The 24,063-nt window shown below is 68.0% G+C and carries 22 protein-coding genes and 1 riboswitch; of the genes, 16 read left to right on the top strand and 6 right to left on the bottom strand.

Features of this window, described 5'->3' with window-relative positions; translation table 11 throughout:
- The first annotated feature begins 243 nt into the window (after nucleotides 1–243).
- The 11 genes from HWX07_RS34810 to metF all read left to right on the top strand — a co-directional run bounded on the left by HWX07_RS34810 (nucleotide 244) and on the right by metF (nucleotide 12,679).
- Nucleotides 244–747 carry a DUF2844 domain-containing protein gene (locus HWX07_RS34810; protein WP_011546708.1) on the top strand — a complete coding sequence of 168 codons (504 nt, stop codon included), beginning with the start codon at nucleotides 244–246 and terminating at the stop codon, nucleotides 745–747.
- A 16-nt stretch (nucleotides 748–763) separates the two neighbouring features.
- The gene (locus HWX07_RS34805; protein ID WP_175879287.1) at nucleotides 764–2,008 is read left to right on the top strand and encodes a DUF3443 family protein; all 1,245 of its coding nucleotides are present in this window, start codon (nucleotides 764–766) and stop codon (nucleotides 2,006–2,008) included.
- Between the two features lie 160 nt (nucleotides 2,009–2,168).
- Entirely contained in the window at nucleotides 2,169–2,666 is a 498-nt protein-coding gene (locus HWX07_RS34800) for a VOC family protein (protein ID WP_175879286.1), read from the top strand.
- Nucleotides 2,667–3,063: 397 nt separating this feature from the next.
- Nucleotides 3,064–4,263 (top strand): flagellar biosynthesis protein FlhB, encoded by a 1,200-nt coding sequence (gene flhB, locus HWX07_RS34795; protein ID WP_012327708.1) that lies wholly within the window; start codon nucleotides 3,064–3,066, stop codon nucleotides 4,261–4,263.
- On the top strand, nucleotides 4,260–6,362 hold the full coding sequence (flhA, locus tag HWX07_RS34790) for a flagellar biosynthesis protein FlhA (RefSeq protein WP_175879285.1): 2,103 nt from the start codon (nucleotides 4,260–4,262) through the stop codon (nucleotides 6,360–6,362). The genes flhB and flhA overlap by 4 nt, the downstream gene beginning before the upstream one ends.
- On the top strand, nucleotides 6,359–8,107 hold the full coding sequence (gene flhF / locus HWX07_RS34785; RefSeq protein ID WP_012327709.1) for a flagellar biosynthesis protein FlhF: 1,749 nt from the start codon (nucleotides 6,359–6,361) through the stop codon (nucleotides 8,105–8,107). The genes flhA and flhF overlap by 4 nt, the downstream gene beginning before the upstream one ends.
- Complete coding sequence (locus HWX07_RS34780; protein ID WP_011546703.1) at nucleotides 8,100–8,918, top strand: flagellar biosynthesis protein FlhG; 819 nt, start codon at nucleotides 8,100–8,102, stop codon at nucleotides 8,916–8,918. Before flhF ends, HWX07_RS34780 begins: the two co-directional genes overlap by 8 nt.
- Before the next feature lie 25 nt (nucleotides 8,919–8,943).
- Nucleotides 8,944–9,675 (top strand): RNA polymerase sigma factor FliA, encoded by a 732-nt coding sequence (locus tag HWX07_RS34775; RefSeq protein WP_011546702.1) that lies wholly within the window; start codon nucleotides 8,944–8,946, stop codon nucleotides 9,673–9,675.
- A 101-nt stretch (nucleotides 9,676–9,776) separates the two neighbouring features.
- Nucleotides 9,777–9,905, top strand: a riboswitch (S-adenosyl-L-homocysteine riboswitch).
- Between the two features lie 32 nt (nucleotides 9,906–9,937).
- Nucleotides 9,938–11,356: an adenosylhomocysteinase gene (gene ahcY / locus HWX07_RS34770; protein ID WP_012327710.1), complete on the top strand. Its 1,419-nt coding sequence runs from the start codon at nucleotides 9,938–9,940 to the stop codon at nucleotides 11,354–11,356.
- Between the two features lie 104 nt (nucleotides 11,357–11,460).
- Nucleotides 11,461–11,814, top strand: a complete 354-nt coding sequence (locus tag HWX07_RS34765) for a phage holin family protein (RefSeq protein WP_006477367.1) — start codon at nucleotides 11,461–11,463, stop codon at nucleotides 11,812–11,814.
- Nucleotides 11,815–11,848: 34 nt separating this feature from the next.
- The gene (gene metF / locus HWX07_RS34760; protein ID WP_175879284.1) at nucleotides 11,849–12,679 is read left to right on the top strand and encodes a methylenetetrahydrofolate reductase [NAD(P)H]; all 831 of its coding nucleotides are present in this window, start codon (nucleotides 11,849–11,851) and stop codon (nucleotides 12,677–12,679) included.
- Between the two features lie 105 nt (nucleotides 12,680–12,784).
- On the opposite strand, the gene HWX07_RS34755 is transcribed toward metF, so the two are convergent.
- Together HWX07_RS34755 and HWX07_RS34750 are read right to left on the bottom strand one after the other, a co-directional pair.
- The gene (locus HWX07_RS34755) at nucleotides 12,785–14,263 is read right to left on the bottom strand and encodes an amidase family protein (RefSeq protein ID WP_175879305.1); all 1,479 of its coding nucleotides are present in this window, start codon (nucleotides 14,261–14,263) and stop codon (nucleotides 12,785–12,787) included.
- 81 nt (nucleotides 14,264–14,344) lie between these two features.
- Nucleotides 14,345–15,037, bottom strand: coding sequence for a dienelactone hydrolase family protein (locus HWX07_RS34750; RefSeq protein ID WP_175879283.1), 693 nt, complete (start codon nucleotides 15,035–15,037; stop codon nucleotides 14,345–14,347).
- Between the two features lie 223 nt (nucleotides 15,038–15,260).
- On the opposite strand from HWX07_RS34750, the gene HWX07_RS34745 reads away from it, so the two are divergent.
- The gene (locus tag HWX07_RS34745; protein WP_175879282.1) at nucleotides 15,261–16,343 is read left to right on the top strand and encodes a nitronate monooxygenase; all 1,083 of its coding nucleotides are present in this window, start codon (nucleotides 15,261–15,263) and stop codon (nucleotides 16,341–16,343) included.
- Nucleotides 16,344–16,779: 436 nt separating this feature from the next.
- Nucleotides 16,780–17,922 (top strand): branched-chain amino acid ABC transporter substrate-binding protein, encoded by a 1,143-nt coding sequence (locus tag HWX07_RS34740; protein ID WP_012327715.1) that lies wholly within the window; start codon nucleotides 16,780–16,782, stop codon nucleotides 17,920–17,922.
- 99 nt (nucleotides 17,923–18,021) lie between these two features.
- Here HWX07_RS34740 and HWX07_RS34735 read toward each other — a convergent pair whose 3' ends face one another.
- The gene (locus HWX07_RS34735) at nucleotides 18,022–19,239 is read right to left on the bottom strand and encodes an MFS transporter (protein WP_175879281.1); all 1,218 of its coding nucleotides are present in this window, start codon (nucleotides 19,237–19,239) and stop codon (nucleotides 18,022–18,024) included.
- A 186-nt stretch (nucleotides 19,240–19,425) separates the two neighbouring features.
- Here HWX07_RS34735 and HWX07_RS34730 point away from each other — a divergent pair, with 186 nt between their 5' ends.
- The 3 genes from HWX07_RS34730 to HWX07_RS34720 all read left to right on the top strand — a co-directional run bounded on the left by HWX07_RS34730 (nucleotide 19,426) and on the right by HWX07_RS34720 (nucleotide 22,137).
- The gene (locus HWX07_RS34730; protein ID WP_175879280.1) at nucleotides 19,426–20,085 is read left to right on the top strand and encodes a pyridoxamine 5'-phosphate oxidase family protein; all 660 of its coding nucleotides are present in this window, start codon (nucleotides 19,426–19,428) and stop codon (nucleotides 20,083–20,085) included.
- A gap of 357 nt (nucleotides 20,086–20,442) precedes the next feature.
- Nucleotides 20,443–20,736: an H-NS histone family protein gene (locus tag HWX07_RS34725; RefSeq protein WP_006491875.1), complete on the top strand. Its 294-nt coding sequence runs from the start codon at nucleotides 20,443–20,445 to the stop codon at nucleotides 20,734–20,736.
- Between the two features lie 243 nt (nucleotides 20,737–20,979).
- Nucleotides 20,980–22,137: a cation diffusion facilitator family transporter gene (locus HWX07_RS34720; RefSeq protein ID WP_175879279.1), complete on the top strand. Its 1,158-nt coding sequence runs from the start codon at nucleotides 20,980–20,982 to the stop codon at nucleotides 22,135–22,137.
- Nucleotides 22,138–22,207: 70 nt separating this feature from the next.
- On the opposite strand, the gene HWX07_RS34715 is transcribed toward HWX07_RS34720, so the two are convergent.
- From HWX07_RS34715 to HWX07_RS34705, 3 genes are all read right to left on the bottom strand, one after another.
- Nucleotides 22,208–22,678 carry an Lrp/AsnC family transcriptional regulator gene (locus HWX07_RS34715; protein WP_006477376.1) on the bottom strand — a complete coding sequence of 157 codons (471 nt, stop codon included), beginning with the start codon at nucleotides 22,676–22,678 and terminating at the stop codon, nucleotides 22,208–22,210.
- 79 nt (nucleotides 22,679–22,757) lie between these two features.
- The gene (locus HWX07_RS34710) at nucleotides 22,758–23,417 is read right to left on the bottom strand and encodes an exonuclease (protein ID WP_011546691.1); all 660 of its coding nucleotides are present in this window, start codon (nucleotides 23,415–23,417) and stop codon (nucleotides 22,758–22,760) included.
- Nucleotides 23,414–24,058 carry an MBL fold metallo-hydrolase gene (locus HWX07_RS34705; RefSeq protein ID WP_175879278.1) on the bottom strand — a complete coding sequence of 215 codons (645 nt, stop codon included), beginning with the start codon at nucleotides 24,056–24,058 and terminating at the stop codon, nucleotides 23,414–23,416. The genes HWX07_RS34710 and HWX07_RS34705 overlap by 4 nt, the downstream gene beginning before the upstream one ends.
- Between the last annotated feature and the right edge of the window lie 5 nt (nucleotides 24,059–24,063).

The following is a 24,063-nucleotide window of genomic DNA, read 5'->3' as shown; positions in this document are numbered from 1 at the left end:
CCGGGCACCCCGTCCCCGCGGGGCCGCCGATGCGCGCATTCCGCTTTCCCGCCTCGTTCTCCCGCCCGCCGCGCTTGCGCGGCGCGGTGTCATCCTGCGTCGAATTGACACTTCGCCACACTCCGCAGGCATACTACGCGTCAGCAGCAACGTAGCGTCTCATTCGTAAGATTCATAAGTTGGCAGGCGGCGCGGGCCGACGGCGGCGCCGTCGGCAACGAAGCCAGTCCCTTGGGGGGGAACGTGAAGCTGAAACGCTTGGGCTGGACCGTCGCGCACGCGACGGCTGCAATGGGTGTGCTGTGGGCCGTCCACGCACACGCGGAACTGGGCGGCGCGCCGATGTCGCCGCCGGCGGACGATCAGGCCGCCACCGTGCGCGCGCTGCAGCGCGCCATGCGCTCGGCGGACGGCGCGCAGGCCAGCACGGCCGCCTATACCGTCCGCGAGATCACGCTCGGATCGGGCACCGTCATCCACGAATACACGTCGGCCGCCGGCAGCGTGTTCGGCCTCGCATGGCGCGGGCCGACGATGCCGGATCTCGCGTCGCTGCTCGGCAGCTATTTCCCGCAGTACACCGCCGGTGTCCAGGCGGCGCACCGGGCGCGCGGCTGGCGCGCGCCGGTGGCCGTCGAGACGAGCGGCCTCGTGATCCGGACGGGCGGCCACATGGGCGCCTTCTCCGGCCAGGCGTGGCTGCCGTCGGCGCTGCCCGCCGGCGTGGCCGGCACCGATATCCAGTGACAGCGGGAGAGCGATCTTGAGCATTCCTCGTACATTCAAGCGCTGGCTCGGCGTGCTGGGCCTCCTGGCCGCGACGGCCGTGCTCGTGACGGCATGCGGCGGCGGCGATGGCGGCGGCGGTTCGGGCAACGGCGGCAATGCCGGCAATACGGGCGGCAACGGCTCGGGCGGGTCCGACGGCAACAGCGGCAACACGGCCGTCGTCACGGTCGGCGCCGGCGCGGCGAACGTGATCAACATCCCGACCATCAGCCTGAAGATCTGCGTGCCGGGCACGTCGAACTGCCAGATCGTCAACAACGTGCTCGTCGATACCGCGTCCTACGGGCTGCGGCTCGTCGGCAGCGCGGTGGCGGGCGTGCACGACAGCCTGCCGCAGGTGACGAGCGGCGGCGCGCCGGTCGCCGAGTGCGGCAAGTTCGTGTCGAGCTATACGTGGGGTTCGGTGCGCACCGTCGACCTGTCGATCGGCACCGAGCAGGCGAGCTCGCTGCCCGTGCAGATCATCGGCGACCTCGGCACGACCAACGTGCCGAGCTCGTGCACGAACGGCGGCGCGTCGGCAAACTCGACCGGCGCGCTCGGCGCGAACGGCATCCTCGGCATCGGGCCGGCGCCGTACGACTGCGGCACGACCTGCGCCACGTCGACGTCGACGAGCAACAACTACTACGCGTGCCCGAACGGCGACAACGCGCGCTGCACGGTCGCGCTCGTGCCGCTGGCGCAGCAGGTGGCGAACCCGGTGCATCGGTTCGCGAACAACGACGGCGTGAGCGTGCAGATGCCGGCCATCTCCGACAGCGGGCAGGCAAGCGCGACCGGCACGCTGACGTTCGGCCTGCCGAACCTGGGCGGCAAGACGGTGATGACGTCGACCACGACCGGTGACGTCAGCGCGATGTTCCAGGGGCGCAACGTGACCGCGTTCTTCGATACCGGCTCGAACGCGTATTTCTTCAACGATTCGGCGCAGACGGTCTGTTCGAGAAATACGGAGTTCTACTGCCCGTCGGCGACGACCACCTATTCGGCCACGCTGAGCGGCCAGAACGGCGCGTCGGGCACCGTGTCGATGCCGGTCGCCAACGCGGATTCGCTGTTCTCCAACCCGTCGACGTTCGCGTTCAACGACATCGCGGGCCCGTTCGGCTCGTCCAGCTGGCTCGACATCGGCATGCCGCACTTCTACGGCAAGACGATCTACTTCGGGATGGACAAGACCGCGAGCGGCGGCCCGCAGCCGTTCGTCGCGTTCTGACGCGGCACCGCCGGCGCAGGAACGAGGGGGCGAGCGATCGTCCCCTTTTTTTTGCCCCGGCGGGCGCGAGGCTACGGACCGGCGCGCTGCCGGGCGCCGGCATAGCGTCTACGATGTAAGACCGGCACCGGTGCCGGCACGACATCGAGGAGACAGCGCCATGAACCCGCGTATCCAGCGCATCACGCCGTTCCTGTGGTTCGACCGCGACGCCGAGGCGGCGGCCGGTTTCTACGTATCGGTGTTCGACAACGCGCGCATCGTGCACGTCGCGCGCTACGGCAAGGCCGGCGCGCACGCGTCCGGCAACGCCGAGGGCGCGGTGATGACCGTGTCGTTCGAGCTCGACGGGCAGGCGTTCGTCGCGCTGAACGGCGGCCCCGTGTTCCAGATGACGCCGGCCGTGTCGTTCGTCGTCAACTGCCGCGACCAGGCCGAGATCGACCATTACTGGGCACGCCTGTCCGAAGGCGGCGACGAGCGCGCGCAGCAATGCGGCTGGCTGCGCGACCGCTTCGGCGTGTCGTGGCAGGTCGTGCCCGTGCAGATGGCCGAGCTGATGACCGGCGACCCGGCCCGCGCCGAGCGTGTGATGGCGCAGGTGATGACGATGAAGAAGCTCGATCTCGGCGCGCTGCAGCGGGCGGCGGCCGGCTAGGGCCAGCGCAAGCCCGTTGTCGGCGTGAACAGGCCCCGAGGCCGCTTCGGTCGGTCGGGCCGCTCAAGGCCGGCGGCCGGCCGTTTCGTCCCGACGCACGACATCGTTGCGTCGGGGCCGGTTTCCCGCCTTTCCCGGCCGTCGGCTCACCATTCCCCCGCATCGCGCCGCCGCCGTCCCGCTGACGGCCGCCGCGTCGCCGACGCGCCGGCCGGCCCGTTTTTCCGTCGCGCCGCGCGTCGTTCCGCCCCCGCTCCAGCCGCGTTCGCGGCGGCTCGCCCGATTCTCCGAAATACCCCCCTTTCCCGGCTTTGCTCGACCGATCGGCGTTTGACGCCTCCATGAATAATCGGTGTCACTGGAAAGCGGCATTCCGCCGTACCCGACTGGAGGCCCCGTGGCAGACGAGAGCGATCTCGACAAGACCGAAGCCGCCACTCCCAGGCGCCGCGAGAAGGCGCGCGAGGAGGGGCAGGTCGCGCGTTCGCGCGAACTGGCTTCGTTCGCACTGCTCGCGGCGGGGTTCTACGGCGCATGGTTGCTCGCGGGCCCGTCGGGCGCGCATCTGCAGGCGATGCTGCGCGGCGCGTTCACGTTCGATCGCGCGACCGCATTCGACACCCACCGGATGCTGTCGGCGGCCGGCAGCGCGAGCCTCGAAGGCTTCGCCGCGCTGCTGCCGCTGCTTGCGCTGACCGGCGTCGCCGCGCTGCTCGCGCCGATGGCGCTCGGCGGCTGGCTGATTTCGCAAAAAACGTTCGAGCTGAAGTTCGACCGCCTGAACCCGATCTCGGGCCTCGGCCGGATCTTCTCGATCCAGGGGCCGATCCAGCTCGGGATGTCGATCGCGAAGACGCTGGTGGTCGGCGGGATCGGCGGCATCGCGATCTGGCGCAGCAAGGACGAACTGCTCGGCCTCGCGACCCAGCCGCTCGGCGTCGCGCTGCCCGATGCGCTGCATCTGGTCGCCGTGTGCTGCGGCACGACGGTCGCCGGGATGCTGGTCGTCGCCGGGCTCGACGTGCCTTACCAACTCTGGCAGTACAACAAGAAGTTGCGCATGACGAAGGAAGAAGTGAAGCGCGAGCATCGCGAGAACGAAGGCGATCCGCACGTGAAGGGGCGAATTCGCCAGCAGCAGCGCGCGATCGCCCGCCGCCGGATGATGGCGGCCGTGCCGAAGGCCGACGTGGTCGTCACGAACCCGACGCACTTCGCGGTCGCGCTGCAATACACGGATGGCGAGATGCGCGCGCCGAAGGTCGTCGCGAAGGGCGTGAACCTCGTCGCCGCGCGCATCCGCGAACTCGCGGCCGAGCACAACGTGCCGCTGCTCGAAGCGCCGCCGCTCGCGCGTGCGCTGTATCACAACGTCGAACTCGAGCGCGAGATCCCCGGTTCGCTGTACTCGGCGGTCGCCGAAGTGCTCGCGTGGGTCTACCAGCTCAAGCGCTTCCGTTCGGAAGGCGGCGCGTTCCCGGCGATGCCGGTCGATCTCGACGTGCCGGCCGAACTCGACAAGGGCACGTCGGTCGCCGCCGACGACGAGCGTGAAGAAGCCGAGGACACCCTCGGCAAGCAAGGGAACGCAGCATGAGCACCCCGACCACCGGCCTGTTCGCGAAGCGCCCGAACGTGCTGGCAGGCACGAACCTGCGCGCGCTCGCGGGCCCGATCCTCATCTGCATGATCCTGGGGATGATGATCCTGCCGCTGCCGCCGATGCTGCTGGATCTGCTGTTCACGTTCAACATCGCGCTGTCCGTGATGGTGCTGCTCGTCAGCATGTACACGATGAAGCCGCTCGACTTCGCGGCGTTCCCGAGCGTGCTGCTGTTCTCGACGCTGCTGCGCCTGTCGCTGAACGTCGCGTCGACCCGCGTCGTGCTGCTCGAAGGCCACACCGGCCCCGACGCGGCCGGCCAGGTGATCGAGGCGTTCGGCCACTTCCTCGTGGGCGGCAACTTCGCGGTCGGCATCGTCGTGTTCGTGATCCTGATGATCATCAACTTCATGGTGATCACGAAGGGCGCGGGGCGGATCGCCGAAGTGTCCGCGCGCTTCACGCTCGATGCGATGCCCGGCAAGCAGATGGCGATCGACGCGGATCTCAACGCCGGCCTCATCAACGAGGAACAGGCCCGCAAGCGCCGCCTCGCCGTGTCGCAGGAAGCCGAGTTCTACGGGTCGATGGACGGCGCGTCGAAGTTCGTGCGCGGCGACGCGATCGCCGGCCTGATCATCATGGCGATCAACGTGATCGGCGGGCTGATCGTCGGGATGGTCCAGCACGACATGTCGTTCGCCGCGGCCGGCACCAACTACACGCTGCTGACGATCGGCGACGGCCTCGTCGCGCAGATCCCGTCGCTCGTGATCTCGACCGCGGCCGGCGTGATCGTGTCGCGCGTCGCGACCGACGAGGACATCGGCACGCAGATCACCGGCCAGCTGTTCACGAACCCGCGCGTGCTCAACATCACCGGCGCGATCATCGTGATGATGGGGCTGATCCCCGGGATGCCGCACTTCGCGTTCCTCGCGCTCGGCGGCGGCGCGATCTGGCTGGCGCGCACCCAGACCAAGCGCACGGCGGCCCGCAAGGCGGCCGGCGACGTGACCGACATCGCACCGCCCGCCGTGCTGCCGGCCGACAGCCACGAAGCGACTTGGGACGACGTGCAGCTGATCGACCCGCTCGGCCTCGAAGTCGGCTACCGGCTGATCCCGCTGGTCGACAAGAACAGCGACGGCGAGCTGCTCAAGCGCATCAAGAGCATCCGCAAGAAATTCGCGCAGGAAATCGGCTTCCTGCCGCCGGTGATCCATATCCGCGACAACCTCGAACTGCGGCCGAACGCGTACCGGATCGCGCTGAAGGGCGTCGAGATCGGCGCGGGCGAAGTGTTCCCGGGCCAGTGGCTCGCGATCAACCCGGGCCAGGTGACGGCCGCGCTGCCGGGCGCCGTCACGCAGGATCCCGCGTTCGGGCTGCCGGCCGTGTGGATCGACGTCGCGCTGCGCGAGCAGGCGCAGGTGTACGGCTACACGGTGGTCGACGCGAGCACGGTGGTCGCGACGCACCTGAACCATCTCGTCGTCCAGCACGCGGCCGAGCTGCTCGGCCGTCAGGAAGTGCAGGCGCTCGTCGAGCGTACCGGCAAGGACGCGCCGTCGCTCGTCGAGGACCTCGTGCCGAAGACGATCTCGCTCACCACGCTGCAGAAAGTGCTGCAGAACCTGCTCGAGGAAGGCGTGCCGATCCGCGACATGCGCACGATCCTCGAGGCCGTGTCCGAGCATGCGGGCCGCGGCGACGCGTTCGAGATCACGGCCGCGGTGCGGCTCTCGCTCGGCCGCGCGATCACGCAGCAGTGGTATCCGGGCAACGGCGAAATGCAGGTGATGGGCCTCGACGCGAATCTGGAGCGCGTGCTGTCGCAGGCGCTCGCCACCGGCGCGAACCCGGGCCTCGAGCCCGGCCTCGCGCACAACCTTCTGACCGGCACGCAGCAAGCGATGCTGCGTCAACAGAATCTCGGGCTGCCGCCGGTGCTGCTGGTGCAGCACGCGCTGCGCGCGATGCTCGCGCGCTTCCTGCGCCGCAGCCTGCCGCAATTGAAAGTGCTGTCGTATGCCGAAGTGCCGGACACACGCACGATCAAAGTCGTTAACGTCATCGGGGGTTCCGCTTGAACATTCGCAAATTCACTGGCGCAACGAGCCGCGACGCACTTCGTCTCGTGCGCGAGGCGCTCGGCGCCGACGCGGTCGTGCTGTCGAACCGCACGCTCGATGACGGCAGTGTCGAAATCGTTGCACTCGCCGATTCGGATCTGGCCGCGGTGGCGCCGCCGGCCGCGCGTCCGCGCCTGGCCCCGTCGCGCGTGCCGGAATCCGTGCCGGCCGCCGCCGTGCCGGGCATCGTGTCGCGCCCCGGCATCGCACCGCGCCCGGCCGTCAATCCGTATGCCGCGGGCGAAGGCGGGCTGCCGGACGTGTTCTCGTCCGTATTCGGCGCAAGCGCCGACGCGCAAGAGGCGGATGCGCATCGTTCGTCGATCGAGACCGACGCGGCCACCGCGGCCGCGCCGTCGATGGCAGCGCCGGCCGCCGGGTCGCCGGCCCCCGGATCGCCGGCCGCCACTTCCGAACCCGCACCGTGGCTGGTCGAGCACGCGAAGCGCCTCACGCAGCAGCGCGACGCGCTGATCGCCCGAGCGCAGGCGCCTGCCGAGCCGCAGGCGAGCGCATCGCAGCCCGCAGCCGGCGCGACGCCGCCCGACTGGGCGCGCGACATCGTGCGCGACGCAGAACGCCGGATGCCGGCCGCCGCGCGGCGCGCCCCCGACACGGGCGCCGCGTACGCCGCCAAGACGGCCGAACGCACGCGCCTGTCATCCGACGCGGCCGCCGCGGTGGCCGACGCGGTGAAGTCGCGCATCGAGCGGATCGTCAACGACACCGTGATGCAGGAGTTGGGCGAACTGCGCGGGATGATGCAAGAGCAGTTCGACAGCCTGATGTGGCACGACCGCCAGCGCCGCAGCGCCGTTCACGGCGCGCTGACGAAGCACCTGTTCGCGGCCGGCTTCTCCGCGCAACTGGTGCGGATGCTGGTCGACAACCTGCCGTCCGGCGACGGCGCGCAGACTTTCGAGCAGGCTGCGGAATGGGCGCAGTCGGTGCTCGCGTCGAACCTGCCGGTGCTCGACAGCGAGGACGCGCTGATGGAACGCGGCGGCGTGTTCGCGCTGATGGGGCCGACGGGCGTCGGCAAGACGACCACCACCGCGAAGCTGGCCGCGCGCTGCGTGATGCGCTTCGGCGCGAGCAAGGTCGCGCTGCTGACCACCGACAGCTACCGGATCGGCGGCCACGAGCAACTGCGCATCTTCGGCAAGATCCTCGGCGTGCCGGTTCACGCGGTGAAGGACGCGGGCGACCTCGCGCTCGCGCTGTCCGAGCTGCGCAACAAGCACATCGTGCTGATCGACACGATCGGCATGAGCCAGCGCGACCGCGCGGTGTCCGACCAGATCGCGATGCTGCACGGCGCGAACGCGCCGGTGCAGCGCCTGCTGCTGCTCAACGCGACGAGCCACGGCGACACGCTGAACGAAGTCGTGCAGGCGTACCGCAGCGCGGGCGACCACCCGGATCTCGCGGGCTGCATCCTCACGAAGCTCGACGAGGCGACCCACCTCGGCGGCGTGCTCGACACGGTGATCCGCTACAAGCTGCCGGTTCACTACGTGTCGACCGGCCAGAAGGTGCCGGAGAACCTGTACGTCGCGTCGACCAAATTCCTGCTGAAGAGCGCGTTCTGTGTGCCGCGCGACGGCTCGCCCTTCGTGCCGCAAGACGAGGACATGCCGACGCTGCTTTCCGCACTGACCGCACGTTCCACCGCCGAGCTGCACGAGGTGCGATTTGGATAAACGGATCATCGATCAGGCCGAAGGGCTGCGGCGCCTGCTCGCCGGGCGCGCGTCGCGCATCGTCGCGGTGACGGGCGGGCCGGCGGGCGTCGGCTGCACGTCCACCGTGGTGAATCTCGCGGCGGCGCTCGCGTCGCTCGGCAAGGACGTGCTCGTCGTCGACGAGCGCGCCGACGTGCATTCGGCCAGCGCGACGCTCGCCGGCGCGTGGCTGCGCGACGGCGAACGCACGCGGGTGGCGGCCGGCTTCGGCCTGTGCGGCGCCGCGCGGCTCGCGCGCGCCGGCTACAGCGACGCGCAACTGAGCGACTTCATCGACGGCCCGGCCGACATCGTCCTCGTCGACGCGCAGCTCGGCGCCGACGGGTCGTTCTCGGCGCTCGCGCGCGAGGCGCACGACGTGCTGGTCGTCACGCGGGTCGCCGCGCAGGCGATCACCGAGGCGTACGCGTGCATGAAGCGGCTGCATTTCGCGCACGCGTTCGCGCAGTTCCGCGTGCTGACCAATCAGGTCGGCAGCCACGCGGACGCGAAAACGGCCTTCGACAACCTCGCGGGCGTCGCGAGCCGCTACCTGACCGTATCGATCGCCGACGCGGGCTGCGTGAGCGCCGATCCGCTCGTCGAGCACGCCCGCGAACTGATGCATGCGGTGGTCGACGCGTTCCCGTCGTCGCCCGCCGCGCGCGATTACCGGCAGATTGCCGCCGACCTGTTGTACTGGCCGATGCGCCCGCGTTCGGGTGCGGGCCGCGCGGTCCACGCCGGCGGCAAGCCGTCGTATGAGGCGGGCGCGGCACACGCCGCGTGAGCGCCACCCGAAGGAGAGAGCCACGATGTACAACGCTCAAGGAAAGATGTCCCAGGCCGACGTGCTCGCGCAATACGCGCCGCTCGTGCGCCGCCTCGGGCTGCAGCTCGTCGCGAAGATGCCGGCGAGCGTCGATCTCGACGACCTGATCCAGGCCGGCATGATCGGCCTGATGGACGCGGCCGGCCGCTACAAGGAGGACCAGGGCGCGCAGTTCGAGACCTACGCGACGCAGCGCATCCGCGGCGCGATGCTCGACGAGCTGCGCAGCAACGACTGGCTGCCGCGCAGCCTGCGCAAGACGTCGCGCGAGGTCGAGCACGCGGTGCACCAGGTCGAGCAGCACCTCGGCCGCTCGGCGAGCGAGACCGAGATCGCGCAGCACCTGAACATGCCGCTCGACGAATACCAGGGGATGCTGCAGGACCTGCACGGCAGCCAGCTCATCTATTACGAGGATTTCGACCGCGCGGCCGATGACGAGCCGTTCCTCGACCGTTATCGCGTCGATCACGCCGATCCGTTGTCGGCGCTGCTCGACGACCACCTGCGCGAGGCGCTCGTCGAGGCGATCGAGCGGCTGCCGGAGCGCGAGAAGCTGCTGATGTCGCTGTACTACGAACGGGGTCTGAATCTGCGCGAGATCGGCGCGGTGCTCGAAGTGAGCGAATCGCGCGTGTGCCAGCTGCACAGCCAGGCCGTCGCACGCCTGCGCGCGCGGCTGCGCGAGCAGGCGTGGGTCGGCGCGGAGTCCTGACCCGCAGAAGTCCCGACCCTTTGCCGGCGTCGGCGCGCGCGTCTCGCGCCTACGCGTCGTCCTCGCGCATTTCGCGCGCCGATTTGCTACAATCCCCTCCGTTTTCCGAGGAGCGTTGCGACGGACCATCCGTGTCCGCCAGGCTCGGAGAGCTTCACCAAGCAGCCGTGCGGCGATCGTTTTTAGCGACCGTCGCGCCGGCCCCGCTTCCTGAACGGCGCTCACGTCACCAATCTAGAAACTTTTTAGAAAGGAGGGCGTGATGAACGCCATTATCGATTCCAAGGCTTCCCACGATTACGTCGTCGCCGACATGGCGCTGGCCGGCTGGGGCCGCAAGGAACTCAACATCGCCGAGACCGAAATGCCGGGCCTCGTGCAGATCCGCGACGAATACAAGGCGCAGCAGCCGCTGAAGGGCGCGCGCATCGCCGGTTCGCTGCACATGACGATCCAGACGGGCGTGCTGATCGAGACGCTGAAGGCGCTCGGCGCCGACGTCCGCTGGGCGTCGTGCAACATCTTCTCGACCCAGGATCACGCGGCCGCCGCGATCGTCGAAGCCGGCACGCCGGTGTTCGCGTTCAAGGGCGAATCGCTCGACGAATACTGGGAGTTCTCGCACCGCATCTTCGAATGGCCGAACGGCGAATTCGCGAACATGATCCTGGACGACGGCGGCGACGCAACGCTGCTGCTGATCCTCGGCTCGAAGGCCGAGAAGGACCGTTCGGTGATCGCGAAGCCGACCAACGAGGAAGAAGTCGCGCTGTACAAGTCGATCGCGGCCCACCTCGACGTCGACGCGAACTGGTACTCGAAGCGCCTCGCGCACATCAAGGGCGTGACCGAAGAGACCACGACCGGCGTGCACCGCCTGTACCAGATGGAAAAGGACGGCCGCCTGCCGTTCCCGGCGTTCAACGTGAACGATTCGGTCACGAAGTCGAAGTTCGACAACCTGTACGGCTGCCGTGAATCGCTCGTCGACGGCATCAAGCGCGCGACCGACGTGATGATCGCGGGCAAGGTCGCGGTCGTCGCGGGCTACGGCGACGTGGGCAAGGGCTGCGCGCAGTCGCTGCGCGGCCTGGGCGCGACCGTGTGGGTCACCGAAATCGATCCGATCTGCGCGCTGCAGGCGGCGATGGAAGGCTACCGCGTCGTGACGATGGAATACGCGGCCGACAAGGCCGACATCTTCGTGACGGCGACCGGCAACTACCACGTGATCAACCACGATCACATGAAGGCGATGCGCCACAACGCGATCGTCTGCAACATCGGTCACTTCGACTCGGAAATCGACGTCGCGTCGACGCGCCAGTACCAGTGGGAAAACATCAAGCCGCAGGTCGACCACATCATCTTCCCGGACGGCAAGCGCGTGATCCTGCTGGCCGAAGGCCGCCTCGTGAACCTCGGCTGCGCGACCGGCCACCCGTCGTTCGTGATGTCGAACTCGTTCGCGAACCAGACGCTCGCGCAGATCGAGCTGTTCACGCGCGGCGAGCAGTACGAGAACAAGGTGTACGTGCTGCCGAAGCATCTCGATGAAAAGGTCGCGCGCCTGCACCTCGCGCGCATCGGCGCGAACCTGTCGGTGCTGTCGGACGAGCAGGCTTCGTACATCGGCGTGCAGAAGGACGGCCCGTTCAAGCCGAACCACTACCGCTACTGATGTACTGATGCGCTGCCGCCGCCGTGCCGTGGGCGCCCGTTGCGGGCGCACGGCGCGGCGGCGCTCACCGATCGTACCGATCGACAACCGAACCGGAGCCCTCCATGAGCGTCATTCTCACCTGGGTCATCAACGCGCTGGCGCTGCTGATCATCACGTACCTCGTGCCGTCGATCCACATCAAGAGCTTCGGCACCGCGCTGATCATCGCGGTCGTGCTCGGGCTGATCAACACGGTGATCCGGCCGGTGCTGATCCTGCTGACGCTGCCCGTCACGATCGTCACGCTCGGGGTGTTCATCCTCGTCGTGAACGCGTTGTGCTTCTGGTTCGCGTCGTCGCTGCTGAAGGGCTTCGAGGTGTCGGGATTCTGGTCCGCGTTCTTCGGTTCGATCCTGTACAGCATCGTGTCGTGGCTGCTGTCCGCCCTGATCTTCGGCCAGCGCGACATCGGCTGAGGGCGAGCGGGCGCTGGCCCAACCCCATCGAATCATGAAACCGATCGAACTCTCGTTTGAATTCTTCCCGCCGAAGACGGCGGACGGCGTCGAAAAGCTGCGCGCCACGCGCGCGCAGCTGCTGCCGCTGAAGCCGAAATTCGTCTCCGTGACGTTCGGCGCCGGCGGCTCGACGCAGCAGGGCACGCTCGATACCGTGCTCGACATGCAGAAGGACGGCCTCGAGGCCGCGCCACACCTGTCGTGCATCGGTTCGTCGCGCGACAGCCTGCGCGCGATCCTCGACCAGTACCGCTCGCACGGCATCCGGCACATCGTCGCGCTGCGCGGCGACCTGCCGTCGGGGATGGGCGAGGTCGGCGAGCTGCGCTATGCGTCCGAGCTCGTCAGCTTCATCCGCGCCGAGCATGGCGACTGGTTCCACATCGAGGTCGCCGGCTACCCGGAGTACCACCCGCAATCGCGCTCGCCGAAGGCCGATCTCGAGAATTTCGCGCGCAAGGTGAAAGCCGGCGCGAATTCCGCGATCACGCAGTACTTCTTCAACGCGGACGCGTATTTCCGCTTCGTCGACGATGCGCGCAAGCTGGGGGTGGACGTGCCGATCGTGCCGGGCATCATGCCGATCACGAACTTCTCGCAGCTGATGCGCTTCTCCGAGATGTGCGGCGCGGAAGTGCCGCGCTGGGTCGCGCGCCGGCTCGAGAGCTTCGGCGACGATCGCGAGTCGATCCGCGCGTTCGGCGCGGACGTCGTCACGAGCCTGTGCCAGCGCCTGATCGACGCGGGCGTGCCGGGGCTGCATTTCTACACGCTGAACTTGGCGGTCGCAACGCGCACGATCTGCGAACGGCTCGCGGTGTAACAAGCGCCGTCACGCGGCTGCATGCGTGAAAGCCCCGCCGGTTTGCGCCGGCGGGGCTTTTTTATCGTGAAGCGCCGCGCATGCGGCGTGGCGGAAGCCGCTGAATCAGCGCTGCGCCTGCATCAGCGGCGGACGGCGGTCGAACCACGGCCGCGCCTGTTCGAGCTGCCGCGCGAGCCGGAGCAGCAACGCTTCGTCCGCGTGGCGCGCGGCGAACTGCACGCCGATCGGCAGCCCGCGCGCATTCCAGTACAGCGGCACCGACATCGCCGGCTGGCCGGTCAGGTTGAACAGCTCGGTGCAGCCGGCCCACGCGAACGCCTTCTCCGACGATTTCGCCAGCATCTCCTTCAGCAGCGGCTTCACCGGCAGCGCGGCGACGAGCTTCATCTGCGCGGATTCGAACGGCGTCGGCTGCAGTTCGCCGATCTTCACCGGCGGCCCCGCGAGCGATGCGCACAGGATCGCGTCGTAACGCGACACGAGACCGGCGACCTGCACGGTGAGCTGGCGCTGCCATTCGAGCACGTCGGGCAGGCGGGTGCGCGCGAGCCGCCGGCCGACCACGGCCATCGCCCAGGTCGCGGCCTCGAATTCGCCGCGCCGCGGCGTGCGGCCGGTCAGTTCGCGCGCGCCGAGCACCATGTCCTCGGCGATCGTCGCCCACAGCGTGAGGAAGGTTTCGGCCGCGCGCGCATAGTCGATCTGCAGCGTCGCCGGCTCGACGTGATGGCCGAGCGATTCGAGCAGCGCGGCCGCGTCGTCGAGCGCCGCGCGCGTGTCGTCGGCGAGCGCCGGCGCGAGCATCGGATCGATGACGAGGCCGATCCGCAGCGGGCCGGGCGGCGTATCGAGCGCGCCGAGGAAGGTGCCGGGCGCGCCGGGCGGCAGCGTCTGGCCGGTCGTCACGTCGAGCAGCAGCGCACTGTCGCGCACGCTGCGCGACACCGCGTGCTGGACGACGAGCTCGCCGTTCGACGGCAGGTCGACCAGCACCGGGTTGCGGCTCGGCTTCAGGCCGAACAGCCCGCAGCACGACGCCGGAATGCGGATCGAGCCGCCGCCGTCGGACGCATGCGCGAGCGGCACGATGCCGGCCGCGACGGCCGCCGCCGCGCCGCCGCTCGAGCCGCCGGGCGTGTGATCGAGATTCCACGGATTGCGGCACGCGCCGAACAGTGCCGGTTCGGTGTACGGCATCTGGCCGATCTCGGACGTGTTGGTCTTGCCGAATACGTTCAGGCCCGCCGCGCGGCTGCGCGCGATCACCGGCGAATCGTCGGCCGGCACGAAGTAGCGGTAGTGCCGGCTGCCCATCGACAACGGCAGCCCGGCGACCGCCGCGCCGAGATCCTTGACGAGATACGGCACGCCCGCGAACGGCGTGGCGGCGCCGGGTTCGGGCGCGCCCGCCGCACGTTCCCGCGCGGCTTCGTAGTCCTGCAGCACGATCGCGTTGATCGCGCCGTTGACCGCTTCGGCCTGGCCGATCGCGGCGTCGAGCAGTTCGCGCGGGCTGGCCTGGCGGTCGCGCACGAGCGCGGCGAGGCCGATTGCGTCATGCGCGAGATAGTCCGAGTGCATCGCGGTCACCCCCGTTGTGACTCGTGGCGATGGTGCGAGCATAACGCGAGCCCGGCGTGGCGGGCCCGCGGCCGGGCCTTTTTAGAGATGCTCGGCGAGGAAGGTCAGCGTGCGGCCGTGCGCGAGCGCCGCGGCGCGCTGGTTGTACGACGCGCGGTCCGTGCAGTTGAAGCCGTGCTCGGCGCCCGGGTACACATGGAACGACGCATGGCCGTGGCCGGCGAACGCGGCCTTCACCTGGTCGACGGCGGTGAGCGGAATGCCGTGGTCGTTTTCCGCGTAGTGGAACAGGATCGGCTGCGTGACCTGGCCGGCGAGGTCGTGTGCGTTCTGGATGCCGCCGCCGTAATAGGACACCGCCGCGTCGAGCTTGCCGGTTGCGGCCGCGCGGTACGCGAGCTGGCCGCCGAAGCAGTAGCCGATCGCGGCGAGCTTGCCGGCCACTTCGGGGCGGGCGCGCAACGCGTCGGCCGCCGCGCCGATGTCCGCGACCGCGAGACCCACGTCGGTCTTTTTCATCAGCTCGATGCCCTTGTCGCGATCCGCGCCTTCGTAGGTCAGCTCGACGCGCGGCTGCGTGCGCCAGAACACGTCGGGCGCGAGCGCGACGAAGCCGTCGGCCGCGTACTGGTCGGCGACCGCACGGATGTGCGCGTTCACGCCGAAGATCTCCTGGATGATGATGACGGCAGGGCCCTTGCCGCGCTTGGGCAGTGCGAGATAGCCGCCGAAGCTGTCGTTACCGGTCGGGATGTCGATCCATTGGGCAGTCACGTTCTGAACTCCTGGCGTGCGGGGTGCGCGAGGCGCCCCGGGGGTGAAAAGAGGGCGGCCTAGTGTGCCACCAATCGTTCGGTGCTGCAGCGCACGCGGGCGCTTCTCGCGCAGCGATCGTTTCGATCTCGATTATTCATTTTTCGGCGCCGCGCCGCTTCGATAGAGTCGATGTGTCGGCCTTTACAAAGCGCTTTCGCGCATCGTCATCGAAGGATTCGCCATGTCCGTTCGCTCGTTTTCCACGCCCTTTTCCGAACGCTTCGGCCTGCGTCTGCCGCTCGTGCAGGCACCGATGGTCGGCGCGACCACGACCGCGATGGTCGCCGCCGCGTCGAATGCCGGTGCGCTCGGCAGCCTCGGCGCCGGCGCGCTCGCGCCCGAGCGTATCGAGGCTGAAGTCGCCGCGATCCGCGCGGCGACCGATCGCCCGTTCGCGATCAACCTGTTCGTGTTGCCCGATGACGCCGCGCCGGACGCGGCGACCGTCGCGCGCGCACTCGCGGCGATCGACCCGCTGAACGCCGCGCTCGGCCTGCCGCCGGGCACGGCGCCCGCGCGCTACGCGCCTGATTTCCGCGCGCAGCTCGATGCGCTCGTCGCGCTGCGCGTGCCGGTCGCGAGCTTCACGTTCGGCGTGCTCGACGCGGCCGACGTCGCCCGCCTGAAAGCCGCCGGCACGTATGTGATCGGCACCGCGACGCACGTCGCCGAAGGGCTCGCGTGGCAGGCGGCCGGCGCCGACGCGATCTCCGCGCAGGGCGCCGAGGCCGGCGGCCATCGCGGCACCTTCATCGGTTCCGCCGAGGACGCGCTGATCGGCACGTTCGCGCTCGTCCCGCAGCTCGTCGATGCGACCGGCCTGCCGGTGCTCGCCGCGGGCGGCATCATGGACGGCCGCGGCATCGCGGCCGCACTGGCGCTCGGCGCGCAGGGCGCGCAGCTCGGCACCGCGTTCCTCACGTGCGCGGAAAGCGCGATCGCCGCGGACTGGAAGGCACGCCTGCTCGCGAGCGCCGATACGTCGACGCAGGTCACGCGCGCGATCACCGGCCGTCATGCACGCGGTCTGCGCAACGCGCTGATGGCGCGGCTCGGCGAGCACGTGGCCGACGTCCCACCGTATCCGGTGCAGAATGCGCTGACCCAGCCGTTGCGCCAGGCCGCCGCGCGCGCGAACGACGGCGACTACCTGTCGCTGTGGGCCGGCCAGGGCGCGCCGCTCGCGCGGCGGCGCGGCGATGCGCTGACGACGTCGCAACTGGTCGCCGCGCTCGATGCGGAATGGCGCGCATCGGCTGCCTGAACGCTGCTTCAACCGCCGGAACGATTGATATCCGACGACGAAACGCGCGTGCTGTCACGCGCGTTTCATTCAATGATCGCGGGCACAAAATACCGAATCGAAATGCCCGCGCGAATCGATTGAAACGACCTTTCCAGAGTGTGCTGGAACTAGCGGAAACCCTTATCCGTCGGGGCTTGCAGCGCCATTCGAGTCATCCCTCCAAAGCGCGCATATCGGTAGTGTTACCACTATCCTAAAAAAGTCCCACAAATTAATTTGATCACCTACACTTGCGCGCAAGTACGAGCGGGCGGCTGCTAAAAGCGGCTGTTTTCACGTGCTTGAGGCCAAGTGCATGAACGATGCAACCGGCGAATCGTCCAGTGATTGAAACACGGGGATGGCAGCGGGGCACCGGGCGATGGCGTTTTTTGGGACCGAACTGGAGACTTACATGAATATCAAGATGCAAAAGCTGTTGCCGATCACCGCGGCAGCGATGCTGTGCGCTGCAGCTGCAAGCAACGCGTCCGCCGATCAAGTCGTCAAGATCGGCCACGTCGCGCCGTTGACGGGCGGCATTGCACACCTGGGCAAGGACAACGAAAACGGCGCACGTCTCGCAGTCGAGGAGATCAACGCGAAGGGCCTCACGATCGGCGGCCAGAAGATCACGCTGCAACTCGACCCGCAGGATGACGCCGCCGACCCGCGGCAGGCGACGCAGGTTGCGCAGAAGCTCGTCGACGACAAGGTCGTCGCGGTGGTCGGCCACCTGAACTCGGGCACGTCGATCCCGGCCTCGAAGATCTATAGCGATGCGGGCATCGTGCAGATCTCGCCGTCGGCGACCAACCCCGCGTACACGCAGCAAGGCTTCAAGACCACGTACCGCGTGGTGGCGACCGATGCGCAGCAGGGCCCGGCACTGGCGAACTACGCGCACTCGAAGGGCATCAAGAGCGTGGCGGTGGTCGACGATTCGACCGCGTACGGCCAAGGTCTCGCGAACGAGTTCGAGAAGAAGGCGAAGGCGCTCGGCCTGAAGGTGATGTCGCATGACGCGACGAACGACAAGGCGGTCGACTTCCGCGCGATTCTGACCAAGATCAAGGGCGAAAACCCGGACGCGATCATGTACGGCGGCATGGACGCCACCGGCGGCCCGTTCGCGAAACAGGCGAAGCAGCTCGGCCTGCGCGCGAAGATCTTCGCGGGCGACGGCGTGTGCACGGAAAAGCTGGCCGACCTGGCCGGCGACGCGACCGACAACATCGTGTGCTCGGAAGCCGGTGCTTCGCTCGAGAAGATGCCGGGCGGCAACGCGTTCAAGGCGAAGTACGAGAAGCGCTTCGGCCAGCCGATCCAGATCTACGCACCGTTCACGTATGACGCCGTGTACATCATCGCCGACGCGATGAAGCGCGCGAACTCGACGGACCCGGACAAGATCCTCGCGGCGATGCCGGCGACGAAGTACACGGGCGTGATCGGCACGACGACCTTCGACTCGAAGGGCGACCTGCAGCACGGCGTGATCTCGCTGTACAACTACAAGAGCGGCAAGAAGTCGCTGCTCGACGAAGTGAAGATGTAACGCGACGAGCGATCGACAAGCGGTCGACAGGAGGGTGAAAGCGCGCATGCGGCAACGCATGCGCGCTTTCTTTTTGGGTCGGCGTGCGCTGCCGCGCCCTCAGATCTTCAGGTGCGCGAGCACCTTCGGCGCGACCAGTGCGACGAGCGCCGCGCACAGCGCGACGACCGACAGGCCGGCCGTCAGGTTCGACGCCTGCGCGACCGCGCCGATCGCGACCGGACCGAACAGCAGTCCGAAATACGCGAGCCCGGCCACGTGCGCGAGCCCTTCGGCCGCGTGGATGCCTTTCACGCGCGCCGCGGCCGCGAACAGCACGGGCATCATGTTGGCCAGCCCGAGGCCCATCAGCGTGAAACCGGTCAGCACCGCGGCCGAATACGGCAGCAGCAGCGCGCCGATCATCCCCGCGCAGGCGAGCGACGCGCTCGCGAACACGAGCTGCGGCGCGCCGAAGCGGGCGCGCACGGCGTCGCCCGCGAAGCGCGCGATGGCCATCCCGCCCGAGAACGCCGCATACGCGGCACTCGCGAGCGCGGGGCTCGCCGCGACCACGTCACGCATGTAGACCGTCGCCCAGTCGTACATCGCGCCTTCTGCGATCAGCGCGATCAGCGCGATGCCGCCGAGCATCCACAACGCGGGCGAGCGCCAGCGGTTGCCGCCGCCGTGCGCCTGTTCGTGATGCGGCACGTGCGGCAGCACGGCCGGGCTCGCGGCCACGAGCACCGCGGCGCCCACCGCCGCCGCGAGCGCGAGATGCGCGGCCGGCGCCATGCCGGCCGACAGCAGCGCGCCGCCGGCCGCAGCGCCCCCCATCCCGCCGATGCTGAACATCCCGTGCAGCGACGACATGATCGGTTTGCCGAGCGCGATTTCGACCGCGCTCGCCTCGGCATTCATCGCGACGTCGAGCGTCGCCATCGAGAAGCCGAACAGCGCGAGCACCGCGAGCAGCATCCAGTAGTCGGGCACGACGAGGATCAGCGCCGCGCACGCGGACATCACGAGCCCGCCGGCGAGGCACGCGGTGCGCGAGCCGACGCGCGCGATCCAGCGCGCGATGGTCAGCATCGCGGCGATCGACCCGCCGGCGACCGCGAACAGCGCGATCGACAGCAGCCCGGGGCTCAGCGCGAACTTGTCGCGCACGGTCGGCACGTGCACGCCCCACGACGCGTACATCATGCCGGCGACGAAGAACAGCGCCATCGACGCGGTGCGCGCGCGCTGGCGGGCCGGCAGCGGCAGGACGCGATGCGCGTCCGGCGGCGCGGCGAACGGGGACGACGATTCGGGGGAAGAGGATTCGGACACGGAAGGCTCGTCAGGAAAATGCGCGGGCGCACACGGCGCCCGTCGGATTTGTCCGATTCTATCGAACCGCTTACGTTCCTGCCGCGCGCCGGCCGTTCGGCCGATGCGCGGCGCGCGGCGCCAGCGGGTAACATCAACGCGCATGCGGCATGCCCGACGCGCCGCCTTTCGACCGCAGGAGTCCGCTTGAACATCGATCCCGCCTTCGCCCTGCATCTGCTGCATCGCTGCGCGCTCGGCACGCTCGCCACCCATACGCGGGAGCCGCAGGGCTTTCCGTATCCGACCGTCGTGCCGTTTGCACCCGATGCAAGCCATCGGCCGGTGATCCTGGTGAGCGGCCTGGCCGAGCACACACGCAATCTCGTCGCCGATCCGCGCGCGGGTTTCCTCGTCGTCGATGCAAGCGACGGCGATGTCCTGAACGCCGAGCGCGCGACGCTGCTGGGCCGGTTCGTGCCGCTCGGCGACGATCCGCACGTCACCGCGCGCTATCTGCGCTACGAACCGGACGCGGCGCGCTATCTCGCGCTCGGCGATTTCGCGTTCTGGGCGCTCGAGATCGAGCGGCTGCGCTATATCGGCGGGTTCGGGCGAATGGGCTGGGTCGAGGGCACGCAGCTCGATATGCTGCCGCCGCTCGCGTTCGACGACGAACAGGCGCTGTGGCACGCCTACGAGGCGGGCGACGCACACCGCGACGGGCTCGACCTGCTCGGCGTCGATCGCCATGGCGCCGACTGGCGATGCGACGGCCGCCGGGTGCGCACGCCGTTCGAGTCGCCGTCCGCCGATACAGGTGCATTGCGCGAGCGGCTGATCGCCTGCGCAAAGGATGTGACGTGACGTCGCGGGTCAGTGATTTGTCCGTTTAGCAAACCACGTCATGTCGTTTTCGCAAAACTGTCGTCTGATGAAAGCTTTGATTTTATCGAATGCAGGGTAATTGCGTATGTTGATAGGCCTAATAGCCAATCACTAATGTCCTAATCTCTATGTAGGAGCGTGAAAATTTGAGAAAAGGCCGTGACCGGTCAAAATGACATGTGCGAATTACAATGAGTCTCGGGATTTTCGTGAATCTCGCTTCTATCAAATCTTTTTTGTGCTAATCTCTGCCTTCGAAAATCCGAGGCACATATATTTCATGGAATGGTGAGCTGGCTGCAGACCGGCGCCATTGATCAGATAGAAAGGGAAACTATGTCTTCTTACAAGGACCTGCTGGCCCAGCGGGAGAAGCTGGAGAAGCAAATCGAAGAAGCGAAGTCGCGTGAATACGCTGAAGTACTGAATGACGTGAAGCAGAAAATTGCCGACTATGGCTTTTCGCTCGCCGAACTCGGTCTCAGCCGCGCGAAGGCCGGCAAGGTCGGTCGTCCGCGCGCAGGCGTGGCGGCAAAGTACCGCGATCCGGAAACGGGCGCGACGTGGTCGGGTCGCGGCAAGCCGCCGCGCTGGATCGCAGGCAAGAACCGCGAGCAGTTTGCGATTTAAACGTTCGTTTAGGTTGCCCGCTCTTCAAAAGAGCCGCGTGTCCGTCGAGGAGCGCGGCTTTTTTGTTTTCCGGACACCGGCGAGCTCATCGGCGGTGTCATGAAAATGTAAGCATGCCGTGTGAATGAAAATGCGACACGTTCGTATAAGCGATTGATTTAAATGAGAAATTTGTGGGTATTGGAAGGGCTTGCGCGGCAGCTTTGATAGAATTGCGTACCGCACACCGATATCTCATATTTCATGTCCACGTTTTCCGGCGATGCGCAGAGTGCAGATAAGCACGCAGTTGCGCGCAAGAGCACGCTCGTCAGTATTGTCCTGAATGTCGTGCTTGCGACATTTCAGATTGCCGTCGGCGTGATTGCGCATTCGCAGGCATTGATTGCCGACGGCGTGCATTCGATTTCCGATTTGATCTCGGATTTTGTCGTGCTGGTTGCGAATCGGCATAGCGGCGCATCGCCGGATGCCGACCACAATTACGGCCATAGCCGCTACGAGACGGTCGCGTCGCTGTTTCTCGGCGCGATCCTGATTGCGGTCGGCATCGGCATGCTCTGGCGTGCCGGCGACCGCCTCGTTAATCTCGAAAACATTCCGGCCGTGCATTTTTCCGCGCTGGTCGTCGCGCTGACGGTGCTCGTGTCGAAGGAAGCGCTGTTTCGCTACATGCTGCGCGAAGCACGGCGCGTGCGCTCGGCGATGCTGGTCGCAAACGCGTGGCATGCGCGTTCGGATGCCGCATCGTCGCTCGTCGTCGCGATCGGCATCGTCGGCAGCCTGGCCGGCGTGAGGTTGCTCGACCCGATCGCGGCGGCCATCGTCGGCTTCATGGTCGCGCGCATGGGCTGGACGTTCGGTTATGACGCGTTGCAGGACCTCTCCGACCGCGCGCTCGATACGGCCGACACGGCCGAGATCCGCGCGCTGCTCGTCGCGACGCCCGGCGTGCGCGACGTGCACGATCTGCGCACGCGCAAGATGGGCGATGCCGCGCTCGTCGATGCGCACATCCTCGTCGATCCGAAGATCTCCGTCTCCGAAGGGCATTACATCGCCGAGACCGCGCGGGCGCGCGTGCTGTCCGACCCGCGCGTGCTCGATGCGTTGATCCACGTCGACCCGGAGAACGACGCGGCGCGCCGTCCGGCGCTCGCGCTGCCGCCGCGCGGCGAGCTCGCGGCGCGGCTCGAGGCCGCGCTCGCGCAGCGCGGGCTGCGCGCGGCGGCGATCAACCTGCATTACCTGAGTACGGGGCTCGAGGTCGACGTGACGCTCGACAGCGATCCGCGCGACACCGATGCGGCGCTGGCCGGCCGGCTCGACATCGATACGCTGAAGCGCGAGTTCGGCGCACGCCGGATCAGCTTCACGCGCACGCTGCCCGCGCCGACGTGACCGGCAGCGGCCGTCGGCAACCGCCGCCGGCAACCGCGAACGCGGCCCGCCGCAGGGGCCGGCCCGCGTGTTACAGCGGCAGTTGCGTGTCGAACTTGATTTCGCGCAGCACGACGCTCGTGCGCACCTGCGACACGGCCGGGATCTTGAAGATGCGTTCGTGCAGGAACACGTCGTAGGCCTTGATGTCCGGCGCGACGATCTTGAGGATGTAATCGGCTTCGCCGGTGGTGCTGTAGCACTCGGTGACTTCCGGACAGGTGGCGATCTCGCGCTCGAACTGCTCGACGCCGCCTTCGTTGTGGCGCGTCAGGTGCACGTGCGCGAGCGCGCAGACGTGCAGGCCGAGCTTCTCGCGATCGAGCAGCGCGGTGTAGCGCTGGATCACGCCCGACTGTTCCATGTCCTTGATGCGGCGCCAGCACGGCGTGCTCGACAGCCCGACCTGGTCGGAGATTTCCTGAACGGAACGGCGCGCGTCGAGCTGCAACAGGCGAAGGATTTTTTGCGAAAAGGAATCGAGCGTCACCTGCGCCTCCATGCGGCAGCTACAACACGCTGAATGTTAGAGGGCCGGGAAAGGAAAGGCAATCTGGCGACGCGCCATTGAGCGAGATTCGCTAATTTGCTCGTGGATCCGTGGGATTTTGTCCCGCCCCCGCGCTTTCCGACCGATCGGTATCCGACACGGCCAGGCCCGCGAGCGCGGCCTGCTGCCGGCGCAGGTCGGCGAGCATGTTGCAGAACAGCGCGCCTTGCTCGATCGCGTCGTCGAGCGCGACGTGCGTGTGCGGATGGTCGTCGAACCAGTGCTTCGGAAAGCGCGGCTTGATCGCCTTGCGGTACGGCAGGCCGGTCATCGCGAACGCGAGCGTCTTGATGTCGAGCGCCGACCACGAGAACGGGCAGCGCCCCGCGAAGCGCATCATGTACCAGAACATGAACGTGAAATCGAAGCCGGCCGGCATCGCGACGAACACCGGCTTGCCGGGCAGCGCCTCGACCCATTCGACGTAGGCGACCAGCGCCGCCTCGGGCGCCTGCAGATCGCGCCGGCAGGCGGCCCAGGCTTCCGGCTCGGTCTTCCACCAGGCTTCCTGCACCGGGTGCGCGTGCGCGCCGGGCAGCGTCTCGAGGTTCGCCGAGAACGTCGCGATCAGCTGCTTGTCCTCGGTATAGGCGGCCGACGCGAAGCTCAGCATCGAGTGCGGGCCGGGAATCGGGCCGTCGGCCTCGACGTCGGTGCTGACGTAAATTTCCGGGATGGCGGTCTGGTTCATCCGAATACCTTGTCGGACACGAACGGGTTCGTGCGGCGCTCGTCGCCGAACGTCGACACCGGGCCGTGGCCGGGCACGAACGTGACGTCGTCGCCGAGCGGCCACAGCTTTTCCTTGATTGAACGGACGAGATCCTCGTGATTGCCGCGCGGAAAATCGGTGCGGCCGATCGAGCCCGCGAACAGCACGTCGCCGACGATCGCGACGCGATGCGCGCGGCTGAAGAACACGACGTGGCCGGGCGTGTGGCCCGGGCAGTGATAGACCTCGAGCGTCTCGTCGCCGAATTGCACGGTGTCGCCGTCGTTCAGCCAATGGTCGGGCTCGAAGACGTCGGCGGCCGGAAAGCCGAAGCGCTCGCTCTGCATCGGCAGCTTCTCGATCCAGAAGCGTTCCTCTTCCTGCGGCCCCTCGATCGGCACGCCGTAGCGCGTCGCGAGCGTTTTCGCGCCCGCGCAGTGATCGATGTGCCCGTGCGTGAGCAGCACCTTTTCGACCTGCACGTTCTGCCGCGCGACTTCCTGTTCGATGCGGTCGAGATCGCCGCCCGGATCGACGACGGCGGCGCGGCCCGTCTTCTCGCAGACGAGCAGCGAGCAGTTCTGCTGGAACGGCGTGACCGGAATGAGCGTGACTTTCATGGGTG

It is taken from the genome of Burkholderia sp. BCC0097 (genome assembly GCF_902832985.1).
Classification (GTDB): Bacteria; Pseudomonadota; Gammaproteobacteria; order Burkholderiales; family Burkholderiaceae; genus Burkholderia; species Burkholderia orbicola.
This window is presented reverse-complemented; position numbering and strand designations above follow the sequence as displayed.